Origin of the sequence: Nocardia sp. MH4, from assembly GCF_019266065.1 — a bacterium.
Taxonomy (GTDB): Bacteria; Actinomycetota; Actinomycetes; order Mycobacteriales; family Mycobacteriaceae; genus Nocardia; species Nocardia canadensis.
The window spans coordinates 48733-68496 of sequence record NZ_LPNR01000100.1; the positions used below are offsets into that span (position 1 = coordinate 48733).

The 19764-nt window shown below is 69.6% G+C and carries 17 protein-coding genes; 10 read left to right on the plus strand and 7 right to left on the minus strand.

Features of this window, described 5'->3' with window-relative positions; genetic code table 11:
* Positions 1–19: 19 nt before the first annotated feature.
* On the minus strand, positions 20–1054 hold the full coding sequence (locus ATM97_RS15570) for a DUF2330 domain-containing protein (protein ID WP_255587831.1): 1035 nt from the start codon (positions 1052–1054) through the stop codon (positions 20–22).
* Positions 1055–1181: 127 nt separating this feature from the next.
* Here ATM97_RS15570 and ATM97_RS15575 point away from each other — a divergent pair, with 127 nt between their 5' ends.
* Positions 1182–3329: a S9 family peptidase gene (locus tag ATM97_RS15575; protein ID WP_218718734.1), complete on the plus strand. Its 2148-nt coding sequence runs from the start codon at positions 1182–1184 to the stop codon at positions 3327–3329.
* A 101-nt stretch (positions 3330–3430) separates the two neighbouring features.
* Positions 3431–4132, plus strand: a complete 702-nt coding sequence (locus ATM97_RS15580; RefSeq protein WP_218718735.1) for a DUF2334 domain-containing protein — start codon at positions 3431–3433, stop codon at positions 4130–4132.
* A 52-nt stretch (positions 4133–4184) separates the two neighbouring features.
* Here the strand turns inward: ATM97_RS15580 and ATM97_RS15585 are convergent, their stop codons facing one another.
* Positions 4185–5561, minus strand: a complete 1377-nt coding sequence (locus ATM97_RS15585) for a glutamate decarboxylase (protein ID WP_218718736.1) — start codon at positions 5559–5561, stop codon at positions 4185–4187.
* Between the two features lie 176 nt (positions 5562–5737).
* On the opposite strand from ATM97_RS15585, the gene ATM97_RS15590 reads away from it, so the two are divergent.
* The 3 genes from ATM97_RS15590 to ATM97_RS15600 are packed head-to-tail and all read left to right on the plus strand — an operon-like array spanning position 5738 to position 8959.
* Complete coding sequence (locus ATM97_RS15590) at positions 5738–7162, plus strand: APC family permease (protein ID WP_218718737.1); 1425 nt, start codon at positions 5738–5740, stop codon at positions 7160–7162.
* A complete protein-coding gene (locus tag ATM97_RS15595; protein ID WP_218718738.1) occupies positions 7159–7596 on the plus strand; it encodes a hypothetical protein in 438 nt (145 codons plus the stop codon). Before ATM97_RS15590 ends, ATM97_RS15595 begins: the two co-directional genes overlap by 4 nt.
* Before the next feature lie 10 nt (positions 7597–7606).
* Positions 7607–8959: a dipeptidase gene (locus tag ATM97_RS15600; RefSeq protein WP_218718739.1), complete on the plus strand. Its 1353-nt coding sequence runs from the start codon at positions 7607–7609 to the stop codon at positions 8957–8959.
* On the opposite strand, the gene ATM97_RS15605 is transcribed toward ATM97_RS15600, so the two are convergent.
* On the minus strand, positions 8960–9604 hold the full coding sequence (locus ATM97_RS15605; RefSeq protein WP_218718740.1) for an MBL fold metallo-hydrolase: 645 nt from the start codon (positions 9602–9604) through the stop codon (positions 8960–8962).
* 179 nt (positions 9605–9783) lie between these two features.
* Between ATM97_RS15605 and purS the strand changes: the two genes are divergently transcribed.
* Together purS and purQ are read left to right on the plus strand one after the other, a co-directional pair.
* Positions 9784–10020, plus strand: a complete 237-nt coding sequence (gene purS, locus ATM97_RS15610) for a phosphoribosylformylglycinamidine synthase subunit PurS (protein WP_218718741.1) — start codon at positions 9784–9786, stop codon at positions 10018–10020.
* A gap of 61 nt (positions 10021–10081) precedes the next feature.
* Positions 10082–10759 carry a phosphoribosylformylglycinamidine synthase subunit PurQ gene (purQ, locus tag ATM97_RS15615; protein ID WP_218718742.1) on the plus strand — a complete coding sequence of 226 codons (678 nt, stop codon included), beginning with the start codon at positions 10082–10084 and terminating at the stop codon, positions 10757–10759.
* A gap of 163 nt (positions 10760–10922) precedes the next feature.
* On the opposite strand, the gene ATM97_RS15620 is transcribed toward purQ, so the two are convergent.
* The gene (locus ATM97_RS15620) at positions 10923–11999 is read right to left on the minus strand and encodes a substrate-binding domain-containing protein (RefSeq protein ID WP_218718743.1); all 1077 of its coding nucleotides are present in this window, start codon (positions 11997–11999) and stop codon (positions 10923–10925) included.
* A 132-nt stretch (positions 12000–12131) separates the two neighbouring features.
* Between ATM97_RS15620 and ATM97_RS15625 the strand changes: the two genes are divergently transcribed.
* Entirely contained in the window at positions 12132–12491 is a 360-nt protein-coding gene (locus ATM97_RS15625; RefSeq protein ID WP_308248492.1) for a MarR family transcriptional regulator, read from the plus strand.
* On the opposite strand, the gene ATM97_RS15630 is transcribed toward ATM97_RS15625, so the two are convergent.
* Both ATM97_RS15630 and ATM97_RS15635 read right to left on the minus strand, forming a co-directional pair.
* Positions 12492–13610, minus strand: coding sequence for a serine hydrolase domain-containing protein (locus ATM97_RS15630; RefSeq protein WP_308248493.1), 1119 nt, complete (start codon positions 13608–13610; stop codon positions 12492–12494).
* A gap of 7 nt (positions 13611–13617) precedes the next feature.
* A complete protein-coding gene (locus tag ATM97_RS15635; protein ID WP_308248494.1) occupies positions 13618–14490 on the minus strand; it encodes a helix-turn-helix domain-containing protein in 873 nt (290 codons plus the stop codon).
* Between the two features lie 53 nt (positions 14491–14543).
* On the opposite strand from ATM97_RS15635, the gene ATM97_RS15640 reads away from it, so the two are divergent.
* Positions 14544–15836, plus strand: a complete 1293-nt coding sequence (locus tag ATM97_RS15640) for a M18 family aminopeptidase (protein ID WP_218718745.1) — start codon at positions 14544–14546, stop codon at positions 15834–15836.
* 154 nt (positions 15837–15990) lie between these two features.
* Here ATM97_RS15640 and ATM97_RS15645 read toward each other — a convergent pair whose 3' ends face one another.
* Complete coding sequence (locus ATM97_RS15645) at positions 15991–17301, minus strand: glycosyltransferase 87 family protein (RefSeq protein WP_308248495.1); 1311 nt, start codon at positions 17299–17301, stop codon at positions 15991–15993.
* A gap of 162 nt (positions 17302–17463) precedes the next feature.
* Between ATM97_RS15645 and purL the strand changes: the two genes are divergently transcribed.
* Positions 17464–19758, plus strand: a complete 2295-nt coding sequence (purL, locus tag ATM97_RS15650) for a phosphoribosylformylglycinamidine synthase subunit PurL (RefSeq protein WP_218718746.1) — start codon at positions 17464–17466, stop codon at positions 19756–19758.
* Positions 19759–19764 lie beyond the last annotated feature (6 nt).

The window sequence follows — 19764 nt, forward strand, 5'->3', positions numbered from 1 at the left end:
GGCCGCGCCGCGTTCCGGGCTACCTGGTCCGGCGCCGGAGCACGACACCGGCGAGCACGCCGATCACCGAGAGCCCGGCGATGATCAGCACGTAACCCGCGGGGAAGCCCAGGATCTCGACATACTCCCGGCGCACCACCCGATCGCGGACGGTGTCGTCGTTCGCGGCGGGGCCGAAGGCGAAATCGGTGGTGATGGCCGCGGGCCGGGGAATGCTGACGGCGAGTTCGGTGAGGTAGGACTTGCCCGCCGCGAGGGCTTTCAGGTCGGGATCGGTGAGTTCGGCGACGGGGGCGGCGAATTCGGTGATGGTGGATTGTGTGGCGGTGTCGGCGTCGGTGCGCGTCACCCGGTGGTCGCCGAAGACGTAGAGGTGCACCGACTGGTGGCCGGTGGCCGCCGCGGACATGCGCATCGGATAGACGAGCCGGTCCGAGTCGAAGGTCAACCGGACCGGATCCAGCGCGCCGGAGAGCGGTTTCGCGCTGGTCAGGCGCATGGCCACGAAGGACCAGCCCTCGCGGAGATAGGGGTCGAGGGTGGCGCTGACCTCGGGGCGCAGTTGATAGCCGTTGGCGTCCAGCCATTCCCGGACGCCGGTGAGGTCGCCGCCGCGCAGCGTCGTCGCCTCGAGCGGGCCGAGTTGGACCTGTCCGAGTACCTCGGGCCCGGAGCCGGGCGCGGCGCCGGAGGTGTCACCGGAGGAGTAGTCGCTGCCGAACCAGCGGTGCTCGGTGACGACCTCGGGCGCGGTCAGCCGGGACAGCTCGCTGAACGAGGCCGCGGTGCCCGCCGAGACCGTCGCCGGTGTCGGTGTGGGGACGATCAACGCCGCGTCGTCGCCGTCGAATTGCATTCCCAGGCGCATGAGCACGGTCTCGCGGGTACCGTCCCACCCGAGCACCGCCGTCTCGCTGTCGACCCGCGCCGAGTTCCCGCCGCTGACCACGCCACCGCACGCACAGGCGGTCGCGGGAGTCACCGCCGCGGACCCCGCCGCCAGCACCACCCCGACACTCACGACGAACGATCGAACCGCGTACCGCATCCCCATGCGAGCAGGCTACGCACCCACCGGCGCGCGCACATGCGCAGAAATACTCAGCCGGGCGGGCCCGGCCCGGTGGCGGCCCCGGCCGAGTTGGCGGGCCCGGCCGCAAAGGTCCGGCTACGGTGGACCCATGGCTGGCGAGAATGAGACGGTGTCGGCGCCGATCGCGAAGAAGGTGCCCTTCGAGCGGGTGCATCACGGCGACACGTTCGTCGACGAGTACGAGTGGCTACGGGACAAGGAGAATCCCGAGGTCATCGCGTACCTGGAGGCCGAGAACGCCTTCACCGAGGCGCAGACCGACCAGCTGCAGCCGCTGCGGGACAAGATCTTCGACGAGATCAAGGCGCGGACCCAGGAGACCGACCTGTCGGTGCCGACCCGGCTGGGCCAGTACTGGTACTACTCGCGCAGCTTCGAGGGCAAGCAGTACGGCGTGCACTGCCGCTGTCCCATCGCCGCCGAGGCCGAGGGCATCGACGCGTGGACCCCGCCGCAGCTCGAGGTCGAGACCGCGATCGCGGGCGAGGAGGTGCTGCTCGACAGCAACGTGCTGGCCGAGGGCCTGGACTTCTTCGCGCTCGGCGCGTTCTCGCTCAGCCACGACGGCACCCTGCTGGCCTACTCCGTCGACAGCACCGGCGACGAGCGCTACACCCTGCGGATCAAGGATCTGCGCACCGGTGAGCTGCTGCCCGACGAGGTGGCGGGCGCCGCACCGGGCGCGACCTGGTCGCTGGACGGCACGCACATCTTCTATCAGACCGTCGACGAGTCCTGGCGGCCCGACACCGTGTGGCGCCACCGCGTCGGCACCGCCGCCGACGCCGACGTGACGGTGTTCCACGAGCCCGACGAGCGCTACTGGGTGAGCGTCGGTGCGACCCGCTCCGAGAAGTACCTGATGATCTGGCTCGGCTCCAAGATCACCACCGAGGGCTGGGTGCTGGAGTCCGACAACCCCGAGGGCGAGTTCCGGGTGCTGCTGGAGCGCCGCGAGGGTGTGGAGTACTCGGCCGAGCACGCGGTGATCGGCGGCGAGGACCGCTTCCTGATCCTGCACAACGACGTGGTCGACGGCGTGAAGGCGGAGAACTTCGTCCTCGCCGAAGCGCCTGCCACCGATCCGTCGGACATGACGATCCTGATCGGGCACCGCGAGGACGTGCGGCTCGAGGACATCGACGCCTTCGCCAACCACCTGGTGCTCGGCTACCGCCGCGACGCGCTGCCCCGCCTGTCGGTGTGGCCGCTCACCGCCGAGGGCTACGGCGAGCTCACCGAACTCGACTTCGGGCTCGAATTGTTCTCCGCCGGTGCGGGTTCCAGCCCGGAATGGGAACAGCCGACGCTGCGGGTCGGCGTCACCTCCTTCATCACCCCGATGCAGGTGTTCGACTACGTGCCCGCCACCGGTGACCTGCTGCTGCGCAAGGAGCAGCCGGTGCTCGGCGGCTACGACGCGAACGACTACGAACAGCACCGGGATTGGGCGGTCGCCCACGACGGCACCCGGATCCCGATCTCGATCATCAAGCGGCGCGGGCTCCCGGCGGGCCCGAAGCCGATGCTGCTCTACGGTTACGGCTCCTATGAGGCCAGCATCGATCCGTCGTTCTCGGTCTCGCGGCTGTCGCTGCTCGATCGCGGCATGGTGTTCGCGGTGGCGCACGTGCGCGGCGGCGGTGAGATGGGCCGGCTCTGGTACGAGCACGGCAAGACACTGCTGAAGAAGAACACCTTCACCGACTTCGTCTCCTGCGCCGTGCATCTCATCGACAGCGGTGCCACGGCGGCGGATCGGCTGATCGCCGACGGCGGCAGCGCGGGTGGCCTGCTGATGGGCGCGGTCGCCAATCTGGCGCCGGAGCTGTTCACCGGTATCCTCGCCAACGTACCGTTCGTCGACCCGCTCACCTCGATCCTGGACCCGTCGCTGCCGCTGACGGTGATCGAATGGGACGAGTGGGGAAACCCGTTGGCCGACAAGGACGTCTACGAGTACATGAAGTCGTACTCGCCGTACGAGAACGTCGAGGCCAAGGACTACCCGGCGATCCTGGCGATCACCAGCCTCAACGACACCCGCGTGCTCTACGTCGAACCGGCCAAGTGGATCGCCAAGCTGCGCGCGACCAAGACCGGCGACAGCGAGCTGCTGCTCAAGACGGAGATGAGCGCCGGCCACGGCGGTGTCAGCGGGCGCTACGAGAAGTGGAAGGAAGTCGGCTTCGAGTACGCCTGGGTCCTGGACAAGGTCGGTCTGGCGGACGCGTAGCTGAGCGAGCACCGGCGGCGGTGGTGAGGCGTGCGCGGATGTTCGTCGGGGCGTCATCGGTGGAGCACGCGGGTGTCACCTGGGGCTGACACCGTAGGTCCATGAACGCTGAGCTGATCGTTTCCGTATCCGGGATCCGGGACACGACCCGCGATGCCGCGATCGAGTTCGCGGCGGAGATGGACCAGCGGGATGTGCGGCTGTCACTGCTGGTCGCGCCCCGGTTGAAGGGCAAGTACCGGCTGGTCGACGATCCGGCCACGCAGTCCTGGCTGCGCGGTCGACGGCTCGCGGGCGACGCGATCGTGCTGCACGGCTACGACCAGGCCGCCACCAAGAGCCGTCGCGCGGAGTTCGCGAGCCTGCCCAGGCACGAGGCCACCCTGCGGCTCAAGGCGGCCGACCGGGTGATGGAACAGGTGCAGCTGCGCACCCGGCTGTTCGCCGCGCCGCGCTGGGACGCCTCGGCCGGTGCGCTGGCCGCGCTGCCCGAGGTCGGCTTCCGGCTGGCGCTCGGCCTGACCACCGTCCTCGATCTGGAACGTGAGGTGGCCCAGCGCGCGCGGGTGTACGGAATAGGGGAGGGGTTCCGCGCCGAGCCGTGGTGGTGCCGGGCGCTGGTGATGGGCGCGGCGCGCACCGCCCGGCGTGGCGGCGTGCTGCGGCTGGCGATCTCGGCCGCGCAGTTGCAGCGCTCGGGTCCGCGTCAGGCGATGCTCGATGCCGTCGACCTGGCGCGGTATCACGGCGCCCGCAGCGACGTGTACCGCTGGGAGCCGTTCACCGCGGCCAGGGCTGCCTGACCGGCCGTCGCCGCGCGCACATCGGCGATCACGCGCGCGGCGACGGCCCCTGTCACGGCACCTCGGGCGCGCCGTCGTGGGTGAATCCGCCCGCCTCCGAGCGAGTCAGGGGCGTGCGCCGCGGGTTGGTCGCGAGCTGGTGCAGACCCCGTTCGATGTCGGCGAGCAGCAGTTCGACCATGTCGACGGTGAAGCCGTGCCGGAACACCGCGCGCATGATCGTCTCGTCCTGCCGGTCGGCGGGCAGCGGATAGGCGGCGATGAGCCAGCCGCGGGCGCGCAGCCGGTCCGACAGGTCGTAGAGGTTGTAGTCGACGCCGTCGGCCAGTCGCCACGCCACCGCGGTGATGCCCCGCGCCGGTTCGGCCGCGTGGATCAGCTCGAACGGGCCCATGGCGCCGATGCGCTTCGCGAAATGCCGGGCGACCAGGTAGATCGTCGACTGCACGCGGGTGTAGCCAGCCCGGCCGAGCCGGATGAAGTTGTAGTACTGGGTGATCACCTGGCCGCCGGGCCGGGAGAAGTTGAGGTTGAACGTCGGCATGTTGCCGCCGAGGTAGTCGACGTCGAAGATCAGCTCCCTGGGCAGATCGGCGGCCTCGCGCCAGATCGCCCAGCCGACCCCGAGCGGGGCCAGCCCGGTCTTGTGCCCGGAGGCGTTGATCGACTTCACCCGGGGTAACCGGAAGTCCCACACCAGATCCGGCGCGGTGAACGGGCCGAGGAAGCCGCCGCTGGCCGCGTCGACGTGGATCGGGATGTCCGGGCCGCCGCAGGCGTGCAACCGGTCCAGCGCGGCGCTGATCGCGGCGACGTCCTCGAACAGACCGGTGAAGGTCTGACCGAAGGTCGGCACCACGGCGATGGTGTTGTCGTCGCAGTACGTCGGCAGGTCGTCGGGGTGCAAGGTGTAGCGGTCGCCGCGCAAGGGGACTTGGCGCAATTCGACGTCGAAGTAGCGCGCGAACTTCTCCCAGCACACCTGCACCGGCCCGGTCACCAGGTTGGGCACGCCCGTGCCGCCGCGCGCCCGCCAGCGGAACTTCGCCGCCAGCCCGCCGAGGATCGCCGCCTCGCTGGAGCCGGTGGTGGAGGTGCCGAGCGTGGTCGTGGGATCGGGCGCGTGCCACAGGTCGGCGAGCATGCGCACACAGCGTTTCTCCAGCTCGGCGGTCTGGGGGTACTCGTCCTTGTCGACGATGTTCTTGTCCGTCGACTCGGCCATCAGCGTGCGCGCCTGGTCGTCGATCCAGGTGGTGCAGAAGGTCGCCAGGTTCATCCTGGCGACGCCGTCGAGGAGCAATTCGTCGTGCACGATCTCGTAGGCGACATCGGGAAAGAGTTCGTAGGCGGGAAAACCGCCGTGCGGGGCGGGACGGGTGAAACCGGGAAGGCTGAAAAGGTCATGGGGATCGTGATTCTCGGCCACTGTTCCTCCAGTCGGCGGATCCACTGCCAGGTGTTAGCTCTGCCGGGTATCTGCAACGATTCCGTTGCATATGTGCTCGTTTCGAGCCTACCGGGAGGATGCTCGGCAGTTACTATGCTTGAGCAGTTGATCAAGGGTTTCCGCTAGTTGTGCATACACAGCAGGAGGCAGCGCTGATGACGGGCACCGCGACGAAAGCCGCGACGACGACGAAATACTTGTCCTGGGTGACATTGGCGCTGATGACCACGAGTTCGGTGGCCAGCCTCCGCTCGGCACCCACGATGGCGATCTACGGACTCGCCTGTGTATTCCTCTACATCATTCCCGCGATTCTGTTCCTGCTGCCGACTTCGCTGGTGGCCGCGGAACTCGCTTCGGGCTGGGACGGCGGCGTCTACAAATGGGTCGGGGACGGGCTGAACAAGCCGCTCGGCTTTCTCGCCGTCTGGTGCCAGTTCGCCATGACGATCTTCTATTACCCGAGTCTGCTCGCTTATGTGGCAAGCACTTTCGCGTACATCATCGATCCGTCGCTGGCGTCCAACGGGCTCTATGTGGCCATCGTGATCATCACCGTCTATTGGGCCGGTGTGTACGTGTCCTCGCAGGGCACCAAGACGGTGGCCGGGCTGTCGAGCATGGGCCTGGTGATCGGCACCTTGATCCCCGGCACCATTCTGGTCGTGCTGGGCCTGGTGTTCCTCGCGCAGGGCAATCCGTCTGCGGCGCCGATGGATTCGAGTCACCTGCTCCCGGCCTGGACCGGGCTGGCGAGTCTGGTGCTGATCGTGAACAACTTCCTGTCCTACGCGGGCATGGAGATGAACGCGGTGCACGTGTCGTCGCTGAAGAATCCGGCCAAGGAATTCCCGAAGGCGATGTTCCTGGCGATGGGCCTGGTGCTGGTCATCTTCATCCTGCCCGCGCTGGCGATCAGCTGGGTGGTCCCCTCCGCGAGCCTGAGCCTCACCGCGGGCGTGATGCAGGCCTTCGACGGGTTCTTCAGTCACTTCGGCGTCGGGTTCCTCACCCCGATCGTCGGCATCGCGCTGGTGGCGGCCGCGGTCGGCGGCATGCTCACCTGGCTGGCCGGACCGTCCAAGGGCCTGTTGCTGATCGGGCGCAGCGAGGGCTACCTGCCGCCGTGGCTGACGACGATGAACAAGCACGGCGTGCAGCAGAACATGCTGGTGGCGCAGGGTGTGTTCACGACGTTCATCGCGCTTCTCTACGCCTTCATCCCGAATGTCTCCAGCGCGTACTGGATTCTGTCGGTGATCACGACGCAGGTGTATCTGATCATGTACGTGCTGATGTTCGCGGCGGCCGCCAGGCTGCGCCGCAACGATCCCGATCATCCGCGCGGCTACCGGGCGCCCGCCCTGTTCGCGCTCTGTGGTCTCGGCGCCGCGTCCTCGATCGCGGCATTCGCGATCGGCTTCGTGCCACCCTCGCAATTCGGCGCGGGCAGCCCGTGGGTGTATCTGCTCATCGTCGGCGGCGGCATGGGCATCGTCGGGCTGCTGATCCCGTACCTGTTCTACCGAAACCGCAGGGACAGCTGGAAACTCGCTGTCCCGGAAGGGGAGAAGGCATGACGACCGGAGACGCCCCCTACCGCAAGCGGCGCTGGATCTACATCACCACGGGCGTGCTGCTCGTGGTGTTCGCCCTGATCGGCTTGCTCACCTTCAGCGAGATCCGCGAGAACACTCAGGCCACCGCCAAAGCCGAACAGCTGCACAACAATCTGCTCGCCGCGGGGCTGCCCGCACCCGAGCCGAACGTGATCGCGGACGCGCTCGGCGACGACGGCGGCTCGGTCTGCCAGGACCCGAGTTCGCCGCTGATCAAGGCGAAGTACCAGGCCTCGATCACCAACGGCGCGGCCGGGCCGGGGCAGCGTCCGGTGATCGGCCCGCGCGACACCACCCAGGCGGTGGCCCTGACCATCGCCGTCTATTGCCCGGATCGGCTGCCGGACTACCTTTCTCATCTGGACACCCTGAAGCTGGACGACACCACGAAGTGAGGCCGAAGCGATGACCGATACCCCCGAAGTGGCCGCCCTGCGCACCACCATCTCCGGGTTGATGGGCCAGGCGAAAGCGGACCTCACCCAGCTGGTTTCGCTGAAGTCGGTCGCCGACCCGCGCCAGTTCCCGCCGGCGGGGTGCGAGCAGACCGCGCAGTGGGTGGCCGACGCGTTCGCCGCGGCGGGGCTGACCGAGGTGGGTCTGCACGAGACGCCCGACGGCAGCAAGGCCGTCATCGGGCACAAGCCGGGTCCGCCGGGCACGCCGACGGTGCTGCTCTACTGCCACTACGACGTGCAGCCGCCGCTGGACGACGACGCCTGGCACACCCCGGTGTGGACGCTGACCGACAAGGACGGCCGCTGGTACGGCCGCGGCGCCGCCGACTGCAAGGGCAACATCGTCACCCACCTGACGGCCCTGCGCGCGATCGGGCCGGACTTCCCGATCGGCATCAAGGTGGTGTCGGAGGGCTCGGAGGAGCAGGGCACCGGCGGGCTGGAGAAGTTCGTCGTCGCCAATCCCGACCTGCTCGCCGCCGACGTGATTCTGGTGGCCGACTGCGGCAATTTCGCGGTCGGCGTGCCCACCTTCACCCAGACCTTGCGCGGGAACGTGAACGTCGTGGTCACGGTGACGACGCTGGCCGGGCCGATGCACTCGGGCATGTTCGGCGGCCCGGCGCCGGACGCGCTGGCCGCGATGATCCGGCTGCTGTCGTCGCTGCGGGACGAACACGGCAACACCACCATCGACGGGCTCACCGACGACCAGAAGTGGACCGGCGTGCAGTACCCGGCCGAGGACTTCCGGGCCGATGCGGGCGTGCTCGACGGCGTCGACCTGCTCGGCAGCGGCACCGTCTCGGACATGGTGTGGGCGCGGCCCGCGCTGACCGTGCTCGGGATGGACGTGCCCGCCGTCGTCGGGTCCTCGGCGGCCATCCAGCCGAGCACCAGGGCCAGGCTCAACCTGCGCATTCCGCCGGGCACCGAGCCCAAGCAGGCGCTCGACCTGCTGGAGAAGCACCTGCGCGCGCATCTGCCGTGGAACGCCCGGCTCGACATCGAGGTCGAGGCGCTCGGCGAACCGTTCGTCGCCTCCGAGCGGGGCCCCGCTCGGTCGGCGCTGGAACAGGCCATGGCGACCTCCTACGGCAGACACGTGACCACCGAGGGGCAGGGCGGGTCGATCCCGCTGTGCAATGTCTTCGCCGACACCTACCCCGACGCCGAGATCATGCTGATCGGCGTGGAGGAGCCGAAGTGCCTGATCCACGCCCCCAACGAGAGCGTGGACCCGACCGAGATCGAGCACATGGCGCTGGCCGAGGCGCTGTTCCTCAGCACCTATCGCTGATCAGAACTGCGCCTGGTCCTCCGGCTGGATCACCCGGAATTCGGTGCCGGCCGGGGCCATCTCGGTCAGCCTGCCGAAGTAGATGCCCTGCGCCGTCGGCTCGACGATCCCGAAGTGGACCGGGACGGCGGTGCGGGGATTGACCGCGCGCAGGTAGTCGACGGTGTCCCAGATCCGCATCCACGGCGCGACCGCCGGGATCGCCAGCACGCCGACCGGGACCGGCGGCACCCAGAGCGAGTCGCCCGGGTGGACCAGCTGGGCCGGGTCGGCCGCGGTGCCGAGCTGGAAGACGGTGTTGTCGATCACCGGGATGTCCGGGTGGATCACCGCGTGGCGACCGCCACCGCCGGTGATCTGCAGGTCGCCGATGTCGAGCACCTGGCCCGCCGAGACCGGCTCCCAGCCCTCACCGCGCTGCTGGGCGGTCTGCGGGTCCGACAGCAGGCGGGCGGTCGGGTTGGCCTCGATCAGCGCCTCGATCCGGGCCGGGTCGATGTGGTCCGGGTGCTGGTGGGTCACCGCGATCGCGTCCAGTCCGGTGATGCCCTCGAAGCCGTGCGCGAACGTGCCGGGATCGAACAGCACTTTCACACCGTGCAGTTCCACGAGGATGCAGGAATGACCGAAGTGGGCGATGCGCATAAGCCGATGCTATCGCCGCCGATGCCGGTGGGCCCGGAGGCGGGAGCGGAGCGTGGCCACGCAGGGCCTCGGCGGTCGGCGTCGTCGAAGACAGCCGCCGCGACCCCGGAACGCGGGCACGACGGCCGGGTCAACTAGGATTTCCGAGGTAACCCCCCACACCACATGAGGAGCAACGCGTGGCACGAGTCGTGGTCGAGGTCATGCCGAAGGCCGAGATCCTGGATCCCCAGGGACAGGCCGTGGTCGGCGCGCTCCCGCGTCTGGGATTCGCCGGAATCTCGGATGTGCGGCAGGGCAAGCGATTCGAGCTCGAGGTGGACGACAGTGTCTCCGACGCCGAGCTCGAGCAGATCGCCGAGGCGCTGCTGGCCAACACGGTGATCGAGGACTGGAAGGTCGTTCGGGTCTCATGAGGGAGCACAGCACAGCCGCCCACGCGGTCATGCCGGAGCCGAGCGTCAGCGAGGCGCGGGCATGAGCGCACGCATCGGCGTTATCACCTTCCCCGGCACGCTCGACGACGTCGACGCCGCTCGCGCGGTGCGGCTGGCCGGCGCCGAGGCCGTGAGCCTGTGGCACGCCGACGCCGACATCAAGGGCGTCGACGCGGTCATCGTGCCCGGCGGCTTCTCCTACGGCGACTACCTGCGCTGCGGCGCCATCGCCCGGTTCGCGCCGGTGATGGGCGAGGTTGTGCGCGCGGCCGGTCAGGGCCTGCCGGTGCTGGGCATCTGCAACGGCTTCCAGGTGCTGTGCGAGGCCGGGCTGCTGCCCGGCGCGCTGACCCGCAACGAGGGCCTGCACTTCATCTGCCGCGACGAGTGGCTGCAGGTCGAGGCGACCAACACCGCCTGGACCTCCCGCTACGAGCCGGGCGCGCAGATCCTCATCCCGCTGAAGTCGGGCGAGGGCCGCTACCAGGCCTCCGCGCAGGTGCTCGACGAGCTCGAGGGCGAAGGTCGCGTGGTGTTCCGCTACGCGGGCGACAACCCGAACGGCTCCCAGCGCGGCATCGCGGGCATCTCCTCGGCCAACGGCCGGGTCGTCGGCCTGATGCCGCACCCCGAGCACGCCACCGAGGCGCTGACCGGTCCGAGCGACGACGGTCTCGGCATGTTCTTCTCGGTGATCGACAGCCTCATCAACGCTTGAGTTTTGGAGCGCTGGCGCGCTCGAGGTCGCGGCCCCTTGGGTCCCGCCGGTCAGGTGCCGTTGCTCGCTCCTTCGTCGCTTGCGCAACGGCACCTGATCGGCGGGACGGCCGCGACGGCCGCTGCGCGGCCTGACCCTCCTCGGGGTCGGGGCGTGGTGGTCGTCAGGGCAGCTGGTCGATGATGTCGAAGTCGACGCCGTCGGCGCGAGCCAGGTGCGCAGGACCGATCGCCTGGTTGCCGAGGAAGCCGTTGCGGGTGGACGGGCCGTCCAGGACGATGCCGTCGTCGAGTCTGGCCGCGATGGTCGGCACGTCCAGGGTGCCGACGGTGTCGGCCAGCGTGCGCAGCAGGTGGACGGCCTCGTAGGTGGAGTTGCTGAACGTGGTCAGCGCGGGGGCGAAGGCGCCGTGGTGCTCGCGGTAGCGGGTGCGGCGGTCGCGGCCGTCGGCGGTGTGCTCGTCGACGAAGAAGCTCGACGCGACGAACATGTTGGCATTGGCTGCCGGACCCGCGCTCAGCAGCACGTTCTCGTCGACGGCGGGGCTCAGCCGCGGCATGATCGCGGGCAGACCGGTGGCGGTGAACTGGCGATTGAAGCGCGCGGTGTCGGCGCCGACCATCAGGATCAGCACCGCGTCGGCGCGCAGCAGCGCCGGGCTGTCCAGGAACGGGTGGAAATCGGTGGTGCCCAGCGGCACGTACTGCTCGAGCACGAGATCGGCCGGTGTCGGCAGCGCCCGGCGCAGCGCGTTGACCGTCTGCCGGGGCCAGATGTAGTCGTTGCCGATCACCGCCCAGCGGCGAACGCCCAGCTCACGAGCCATCCAGGCGACGGCGGGCACGGTCTGGTGATCGGGATGCTCGCCCACCAGCAAGACGCCGGGGCGCTCGTCGGGCAGGCCCTCGTGGTCGGTCGCGTAGAGGTAGGGGACACGGCCGTCGACGGCGTCGGCGACGGCGCGACGCACCGCCGAGGTGTGCCAGCCGGTGATCGCGCCGACCATTCCGGTCGCCAGGAACGCGTCGACTTCGGCGGCCACCTCGTACGGCGGCCGGCCGCCGTCGAGCGTTGTCAGCCGAATTTCGCGACCCAGAATTCCTGTCCCGCTATTGATTTCGTCGACGGCCAGGGAAATGGCGGCGGTGCACGAAGGTGCGATGATGCCACCGGGGCCCTGAGTGGGCACGATCGAGAGAATCTCGATCGTTTCGTCCCGACTCTCGTCGAACGTGGGCATTCTGTACTCTAACGCCTAGTGCGAACAGGTTTGTTCGAATGAATGTGTCGGCAGGTGGGAATGCAATCGGTGTCCATCATAAGTGGGTGTTCCACGCTGCACGGCGCACTGCGCTCGGCAGAACGTAACTGGGTGCGCCAGCTGGAATCGGCGTTGTCGGCCGACAATCTCACGGCCGATCACTGGGCGATTCTGTCGCAGTTGTCGACCGACGACGGCATGACCATGTCGGAATTGGCGGCGGCCGCGCGGCTCGCGCCGTCCTCGGCCACCCGGCACGCCGATCATCTCGCCGAGCGCGGGCTGATCTTCCGGGTCGCCGCCACCGACGACCGCCGCCGGATCCTGATCGGGCTCAGCAGCCTGGGGGCGAAGCTGGTCACCAAGATCCGCGCCGAGGAACAGCTCGCCGAGGAAGAGCTGCGGGCCCGCCTCGGCGCGCGGCGCTACAGCGAGCTGTCGGCCGCGCTCGGCGTCATCGCCGAGCTGTAGTCACCCGCCCAGCGCCAGCTGGGTGAAGGCGCCCAGCGCGTCGTCGATCGGATGCGGTTGCGGTCTTCCCGTGGCGTCGAGGCGGTTCCAACGCTGCAGGTTCACCGCGAAGGACAGCTGCCGGGTGCCGTCCGCGCTGGTCATCGAGGTCGCGCCGCCGCCCCACACCGAACCCTCATGGCCCCAGTAGGTGCCGAGGCCGGGCACCGTGGTCTTCTGCAGGCCGAGACCGTAGTCGCCGGTCTTGCCGTCGAAGGCGATGACCGGAACGGTTCGCCGCATCTGCGCCAGCGACGCGCGGCTGATGATCTCGCCGGCCAGCAGCAGCCCGAAGAAGCGGTTCAGATCGGCGACGGTCGAGATCAGCGACGCAGCGCAATCGGTCCACGACATGTCGAAGACGCTGTAGTCGCGCGGCGGGTCGATCATGCCGAACCATGCCTCGTAGTGCCGCGAATGCGGTCCGTCGATGGTCGGGCCTGCCGGGAGCTCGGTGTCGGGCAGACCGGCGGGCTCGATGATGGCGCGGGTGATGTAGTCGGGCGCCGAGGTGTCGGTCACCGCCGCGATCAGCTGGCGCAGAAGCAGGTAGTTGGTGTTCGAGTACACCCCCGGTGTGCCGCCCGGCGCGCCGGTGGCGGGTGCGCCGACGCCCATCGCGATCAGCTCGGTCGGCGCGAATCGGGTGAACCGGTGGTCGTCCAAGCTGGCCGGGGTCGTCTTCGCCACGGCGGGAAAGGCCGCGAGCGAGGGGTAGGCCATGGGCAGGAAGTCGGGGAGACCGCTGGTGTGGTTGATCAACATCCGGACCGTGATCGCCGTACCTCGGTCGCCGGGAACCAGTCGCGGCAGATAGTGGCCGATCGGGGTGTCGAGCGTGATGGCGCCCTCGTCGACCAGGCGTAGCACCGCGGCGGCGGTGAACGTCTTGGTGATGCTGCCGACGCGGTGGCGCAGGTCGGGAGTGACGGGGCGGCCGGTGTCGACGTCGGCGACACCCGCCGCGCCGCGCCAGATCCGATCGTCGGCGCGTACCTCGGCGAAGACGCCGGGCAGGCCCGCGTGGTGGATGGTCTCCAGGGCGATCTGGAGCTTGTCGGGATCGAAAGTGGTGGTCACGGCACAACTATCGGCCGAGCGCCCCCGCCGGGTCTTGGACGAATCTTCCCCAGGCCCGATAGCGGTGTTGGGCGACGGTGGGCAGATAGCGCGGCACCAGCGACCCCGGCGTCTGGTCGGCGAAGGTCGACACGTCCCGGCACAGATGGGCCTGATCGGTGTACCCGCAGGCCGCCGCGACGTCGGCCGCGGGCCTGCCGGCCAACAGACCGTCGACCGCGGACCGGAACCGGACCAGCATCGCCGCTCGCTTGGGGGTCAACCCGATCTGGGATTCGAACCGCGACCACAGCCGCTTGTGGCTCCAGCCGAGGGAGGCGGCGAGCTCGCCGATGCGCACCTGGCCGCCGGTGGTGAGGATGCGGCTCCAGCTCGCGAGCACCTCCGGGTCGGGGGTCCGCGTCGGCCGGTCGCACTGCGCGAGAAACGTTCTGGTGACCGCGAAACGGTCGTCCCAGGTCGGGGCGGACGCGAGCCGCTCGCGCAGCCGCCGGGCCCGTGAACCCCACAGGTCCTCGACGGCGACCGCGCCCCGGCCCAGTTCCGTGGGGGACACGCCCAGCAGCGAATACGCCCGGACCGGCGACATCCGGACCTCGACGCACGCGGCCCGCTCCCCACGCACCCGCATGGCCGCGAGGGGAAGCCCGGCCACGAAGCCACCGAGGGTGCGGCTGCCGAACGCGTCGTCGACGCGCAACCCGCCACCCCCGAACTCGATCAGCACGGTGACCGAGGCCGCCCCCGCGACTCGCAGATCCACGCCGGCCCCGCCCGCGTCGCGGTAGCCGATGATCCCGGCACCCGCTGTCATCGCATCGGCCGGACCTGCGAATTCCCAGTCCCGCTCGGACCGTCCGCCGACGTCGACTCTGTCCACCCGTCCAGGTTACGGAAGGCAGGGCGGCGACCTCGCGGGCTAGGATCGCGGCTGTGCCTGTATCCCTGACTGCGGCCACGGCGAGTGGCTTGTGCGCGTTCATCGATGCTTCGCCCTCGCCGTTCCATGTGTGCGCGACGGTCGCCGCCGAGCTGGCGGCGAACGGGTTCACCCCACTGGCCGAGGCGCGGTCGTGGGAGAGCGCGGGCGGGAAACACTATGTGGTGCGCGGTGGTTCGCTGATCGCGTGGGCCGACGAGGACGCCGCGCCGGCCGACCCGTTCCGGGTGGTCGGCGCGCACACCGACAGCCCGAACCTGCGGGTGAAGCAGCATCCGGATCTGGCGACCGCGGGCTGGCAGCTGGTCGGGCTCGAGCCCTACGGCGGCGCGTGGCTGAACTCCTGGCTGGACCGCGAACTCGGCCTCTCCGGCCGGCTGAGCGTGCGCGACGGCGCCCGGATGAGCGACGTGCTGGTCCGCATCGACGACCCCATCCTGCGGGTGCCGCAGCTGGCGATCCACCTGTCCGAGGATCGGCGCGGGGTGACGCTGGACCCGCAGCGCCACGTCAACGCGATCTGGGGCATCGGCGACGCCCCCGCCTCCTTCCTGGATTTCGTGGCCGAACGCGCCGGCGTCGACGGCGCCGACGTACTCGGCTGGGAACTGATGACCCACGACCTCGCGCCGAGCACCCTGGTCGGCCGGGACAACGACCTGGTGAGCGCGCCGCGCCTGGACAACCAGGGCACCTGCTACGCCGGGCTGCAGGCGTTCCTCGCCGCCGTCGACGAACCGGGCGCCGCGACGCCGGTGCTGGTGATGTTCGACCACGAGGAGGTCGGCAGCCAGTCCGACCGGGGCGCGCAGTCGGATCTGCTGCCCGCGGTGCTCGAGCGCATCGTGCTCGCCCGTGGTGGCGGTCGGGCGGATTACCTCGCGGCGCTGGCCGGTTCGGTGGTCGCCTCCGGTGACATGGCCCACGCGACCCACCCGAACTACCCCGAGCGCCACGAACCCGCGCACCGGATCGAGGTCGGCGGCGGGCCGGTGCTCAAGGTCAACCAGAACCTGCGCTATGCCACCGACGCGGCCGGGGCCGGGGCGTTCGCGCTGGCCTGCGCCCAGGCGGAGGTTCCATTGCAGCGCTATGTGCATCGCGCGGATCTGCCCTGCGGGTCGACCATCGGACCGATGACCGCGGCCCGCACCGGCATCTCCACCGTCGACGTCGGCGCTCCGCAGCTGGCCATGCACTCGTGCCGTGAACTCATGGGCGCCACCGACGTGTCCGCCTACGCTTCCGCGCTCGCCGCGTTCCTCACCCCGGCCGCCGTGGACTGAGCGGACGCCGGTGCGCTGCACCGTCGGCAGCGGCCAGGGGAGCAGCGGCGCGACTCCGGGCGAACCGTGGTGGTGGCCGAGGTCGAGCCGCGACGGGTCCCCGCGTGGCGGCCCGCCGGTCCGATGTGACCGGGTCGCCGCGCGAATTTCCCCGTCAGGCGGTGGCGAGTTCCGGTGCGGCGGGGGCTTTCCTGGCGGGGTGGTAGGTGATCACGGCGTAGACGATCACCGCGAACGTCGCCCACACGTAGGCGCTGCCGATGATCTGCTGCCACCACGCCCAGTCGAGTTCCTTGCCGCCGGAATGCGGCAACACCCACTGCGGTCCGATGATGAACATCACGGTGAACAGCGCGACCACGGCCGTGAACCCGCGCGAGCGCCGGCGGGTGACCTGGTCGACGGCGACGACGAGCGCGGGCGCGACCCACACCCAGTGGTGCGACCACGAGACCGGCGAGACCAGCAGCACGGCGGCGGCATTGACCAGCAGCGCCGAGACGTCCTTGCCGGCGCCGATGAGCCGGTACATCCACACCGCGGCCAGCGCGACCGTCACGGCCGACAGCGCGATCCACAGCCCGGTGGCGATCGACTCGTCGAGCCCGAGGCGGAACAGCGTGCCCTTGATCGACTGATTGCCCGCGAAGTACGGCGTCCCGATGCGGCCCGTGTCGGTGACGGTGTGGAACCAGTACTCCACCGAATCGGCCGGGAACAGCAGGAACCCGATCCCGACCGCGCCCACGGCCGACGCGACCAGGGTGATCGCCGCCTTCCAGTCCCGTTTGAGCAGGAAGTAGAGCAGGTAGGCCGCGGGGATCAGCTTGATCGAGACCGCGATGCCGATCAGCATGCCGCGCGGCCAGAACGGTTTGCGCACCAGGATGTCGAGGGTGATCGCGGCCATCAGGATCAGGTTGATCTGGCCGAAGTTGAAGGTCTGGCGGACCGGCTCGAGGAACTGGGCCAGGCCGAGCCCGGCGATCACCACGGTCAGCACCGCGATCCGGTCGAGCTCGGGACGCAGCCGGACCAGCACCAGCCACAGCGCGATCCCCAGACTCAGCAGCGAGGTCACCAGCACGACGACCTCGGCGACCGGGATCGGCATCAGCGCCAGCGGCACGAAGAACGCGGCGGCCAGCGGGGGATAGGTGAAGGGCAGACCGAGGCCGTAGACCGGCGGCATCGGCCCGTACAGGTCGCCGCCGTCGAGCCAGACCCGGGCGCCGTTGCGGTAGACCCGCAGGTCGATGTAGCCGTGCCACCAGTGCGCAAGCAGCGCCACCGCGGCCGAGACGACGAACAATCCGATCGCGGCGGCCAGCCAGCGCAGCTGTCGGTCACGGGTGGAGAGCCCGGGTGGGGGTGCCGCCGGTCCGGCCGGAGTGGAACTCGGCACCGCGTCATGCGCGGGAGCAGTCGACTCGACCTGCTCGGCAACCCCCGGACTCTCGTTCACGGCGTCAGACTAACGGGTGCGTAGCCTGGCGAAGCGTAGGTGTGACCAGGCCGGGTGCGAGGTCTGTCACTTGTTCGCAACACGGGCCCGAGCGGGCGGCCTCGGCATAGCCAATTAGACTCTGTAGTCAAGTTCCCCCGGCCGAAAGGACCCTGGTCTCCCGTGACACTGCAGGTCGACACCGTCGCCACCGCCGCAGCCACCCCGGATGCTCCGCAGCCGTACAAGGAACTCGGTCTCAAAGACGACGAGTACGCCCGCATCAAGGAGATCCTGGGCCGTCGGCCCACCGACGCCGAGCTGGCGATGTACTCCGTGATGTGGAGCGAGCACTGCTCCTACAAGTCCTCCAAGGTGCACCTGCGCTACTTCGGTGAGACGACCACGCCCGAGATGAAGGCCTCGATGCTGGCCGGCATCGGCGAGAACGCCGGTGTGGTCGACATCGGCGACGGCTGGGCCGTCACCTTCAAGGTCGAGAGCCACAACCACCCGTCCTACGTCGAGCCGTACCAGGGCGCGGCCACCGGCGTCGGCGGCATCGTGCGCGACATCATGGCGATGGGCGCGCGCCCGATCGCGGTGATGGACCAGCTGCGCTTCGGCGCGGCGGACGCGGCCGACACCCGTCGCGTGGTCGACGGCGTCGTGCGCGGCGTCGGCGGCTACGGCAACTCCCTCGGCCTGCCGAACGTCGGCGGCGAGACCGTCTTCGATGCCTCCTACCAGGGCAACCCGCTGGTGAACGCGCTGTGCGCGGGCGCGATGCGCGTGGAAGACCTGCACCTGGCCTTCGCCTCCGGCGCGGGCAACAAGATCATCCTGTTCGGCGCGCGCACCGGACTCGACGGCATCGGTGGCGTGTCCGTGCTGGCCTCGGACACCTTCTCCGGCGAGGAGACCGGCACCGGCCGCAAGAAGCTGCCCGCCGTGCAGGTCGGTGACCCGTTCACCGAGAAGGTGCTCATCGAGTGCTGTCTCGACCTGTACAAGGCCGGACTCGTCGTCGGTATCCAGGACCTCGGCGGCGCCGGGCTGTCCTGCGCCACCTCCGAACTGGCGGCGGCCGGCGACGGCGGCATGCACATCGACCTGACCAAGGTCCCGCTGCGCGCCAAGCACATGACCCCCGCCGAGATCCTGTCGAGCGAGTCGCAGGAGCGCATGTGCGCGGTCGTGACTCCCGAGAACGTGGACGCCTTCATGGCCGTCTGCAAGAAGTGGGACGTGCTGGCCACCGTCATCGGTGAGGTCACCGACGGCGATCACCTCGTCATCACCTGGCACGGCGAGACCGTCGTCGACGTGCCGCCGCGCACCGTCGCCCACGAGGGTCCGGTGTACGAGCGCCCGGTGCAGCGTCCCGACACCCAGGACGCGCTGATCGCCGACACCACCGCCACGCTGCCCCGGCCCAAGACGGCCGACGAGCTGCGCGAGACCCTGCTGACGATGATCGCCAGCCCGCAGCTGTGCAGCCGCAAGTGGATCACCGAGCAGTACGACCGCTACGTGCGCGGCAACACCGTGCTGGCCGAGCACGCCGACGCCGGCGTGGTGCGCATCGACGAGGAGTCCGGCCGCGGTATCGCGCTGGCCACCGACGCCTCGGGCCGCTACACCAAGCTCGACCCGTACACCGGCGCGCAGCTGGCGCTGGCCGAGGCCTTCCGCAATGTCGCCACCACCGGCGCCACCCCGAAGGCTGTCACCAACTGCCTGAACTTCGGTTCGCCGGAGGACCCGGGCGTGATGTGGCAGTTCCAGCAGGCCGTGCGCGGTCTCGCGGACGGCTGTGCGGCCCTGGGCATTCCGGTGACCGGCGGCAACGTCAGCTTCTACAACCAGACCGGCAAGGATGCCATCCTGCCCACCCCGGTGGTCGGCGTGCTCGGCGTGATCGACGATGTGCACCGCCGCATCCCGACCGGCCTGGGCCTGGAGCCGGGCGAGTCGCTGATCCTGCTCGGCGAGACCAACGACGAGCTGGACGGTTCGATCTGGTCGCAGGTCGTGCACGATCACCTCGGTGGCGTGCCGCCGAAGGTCGACTTCGCCCGTGAGCAGCTGCTCTCGGAGGTGCTCACCTCGGGTTCGCGCGACGGCATGATCTCCGCCGCGCACGACCTGTCCGAGGGTGGTCTGGCGCAGACCGTCGTCGAGGCCGCGCTGGCGGGCGAGACCGGGTGCCGCATCGTGCTGCCCGAGGGCTCGGACCCGTTCGTGCAGCTGTTCTCGGAGTCGGCCGGGCGGGTGCTCGTCGCGGTGCCGCGCTCGGAGGAGACCCGCTTCACCAAGATGTGCGACGCGCGGCAGCTGCCGTGGGTGCGCATCGGCGTGGTCGACCAGGGCTCGGATTCGATCGAGGTGCAGGGTCAGTTCTCGGTGACACTCGCCGAATTGCGTGAGGCGTTCGAGGGCACCCTGCCTAAGCTGTTCGGAGCGCACACCGCCTGATCGGAT

Bases quoted from the DNA above. Each gene is read 5' to 3' on its own strand.
- ATM97_RS15620 (WP_218718743.1), bottom strand. From the start codon at position 11,999: ATGCCCACGTTCGACGAGAGTCGGGACGAAACGATCGAGATTCTCTCG.
- ATM97_RS15600 (WP_218718739.1), top strand. From the start codon at position 7,607: ATGACCGATACCCCCGAAGTGGCCGCCCTGCGCACCACCATCTCCGGG.
- ATM97_RS15570 (WP_255587831.1), bottom strand. From the start codon at position 1,054: ATGGGGATGCGGTACGCGGTTCGATCGTTCGTCGTGAGTGTCGGGGTG.
- ATM97_RS15590 (WP_218718737.1), top strand. From the start codon at position 5,738: ATGACGGGCACCGCGACGAAAGCCGCGACGACGACGAAATACTTGTCC.
- purQ (WP_218718742.1), top strand. From the start codon at position 10,082: ATGAGCGCACGCATCGGCGTTATCACCTTCCCCGGCACGCTCGACGAC.
- ATM97_RS15605 (WP_218718740.1), bottom strand. From the start codon at position 9,604: ATGCGCATCGCCCACTTCGGTCATTCCTGCATCCTCGTGGAACTGCAC.
- ATM97_RS15595 (WP_218718738.1), top strand. From the start codon at position 7,159: ATGACGACCGGAGACGCCCCCTACCGCAAGCGGCGCTGGATCTACATC.
- ATM97_RS15575 (WP_218718734.1), top strand. From the start codon at position 1,182: ATGGCTGGCGAGAATGAGACGGTGTCGGCGCCGATCGCGAAGAAGGTG.
- ATM97_RS15580 (WP_218718735.1), top strand. From the start codon at position 3,431: ATGAACGCTGAGCTGATCGTTTCCGTATCCGGGATCCGGGACACGACC.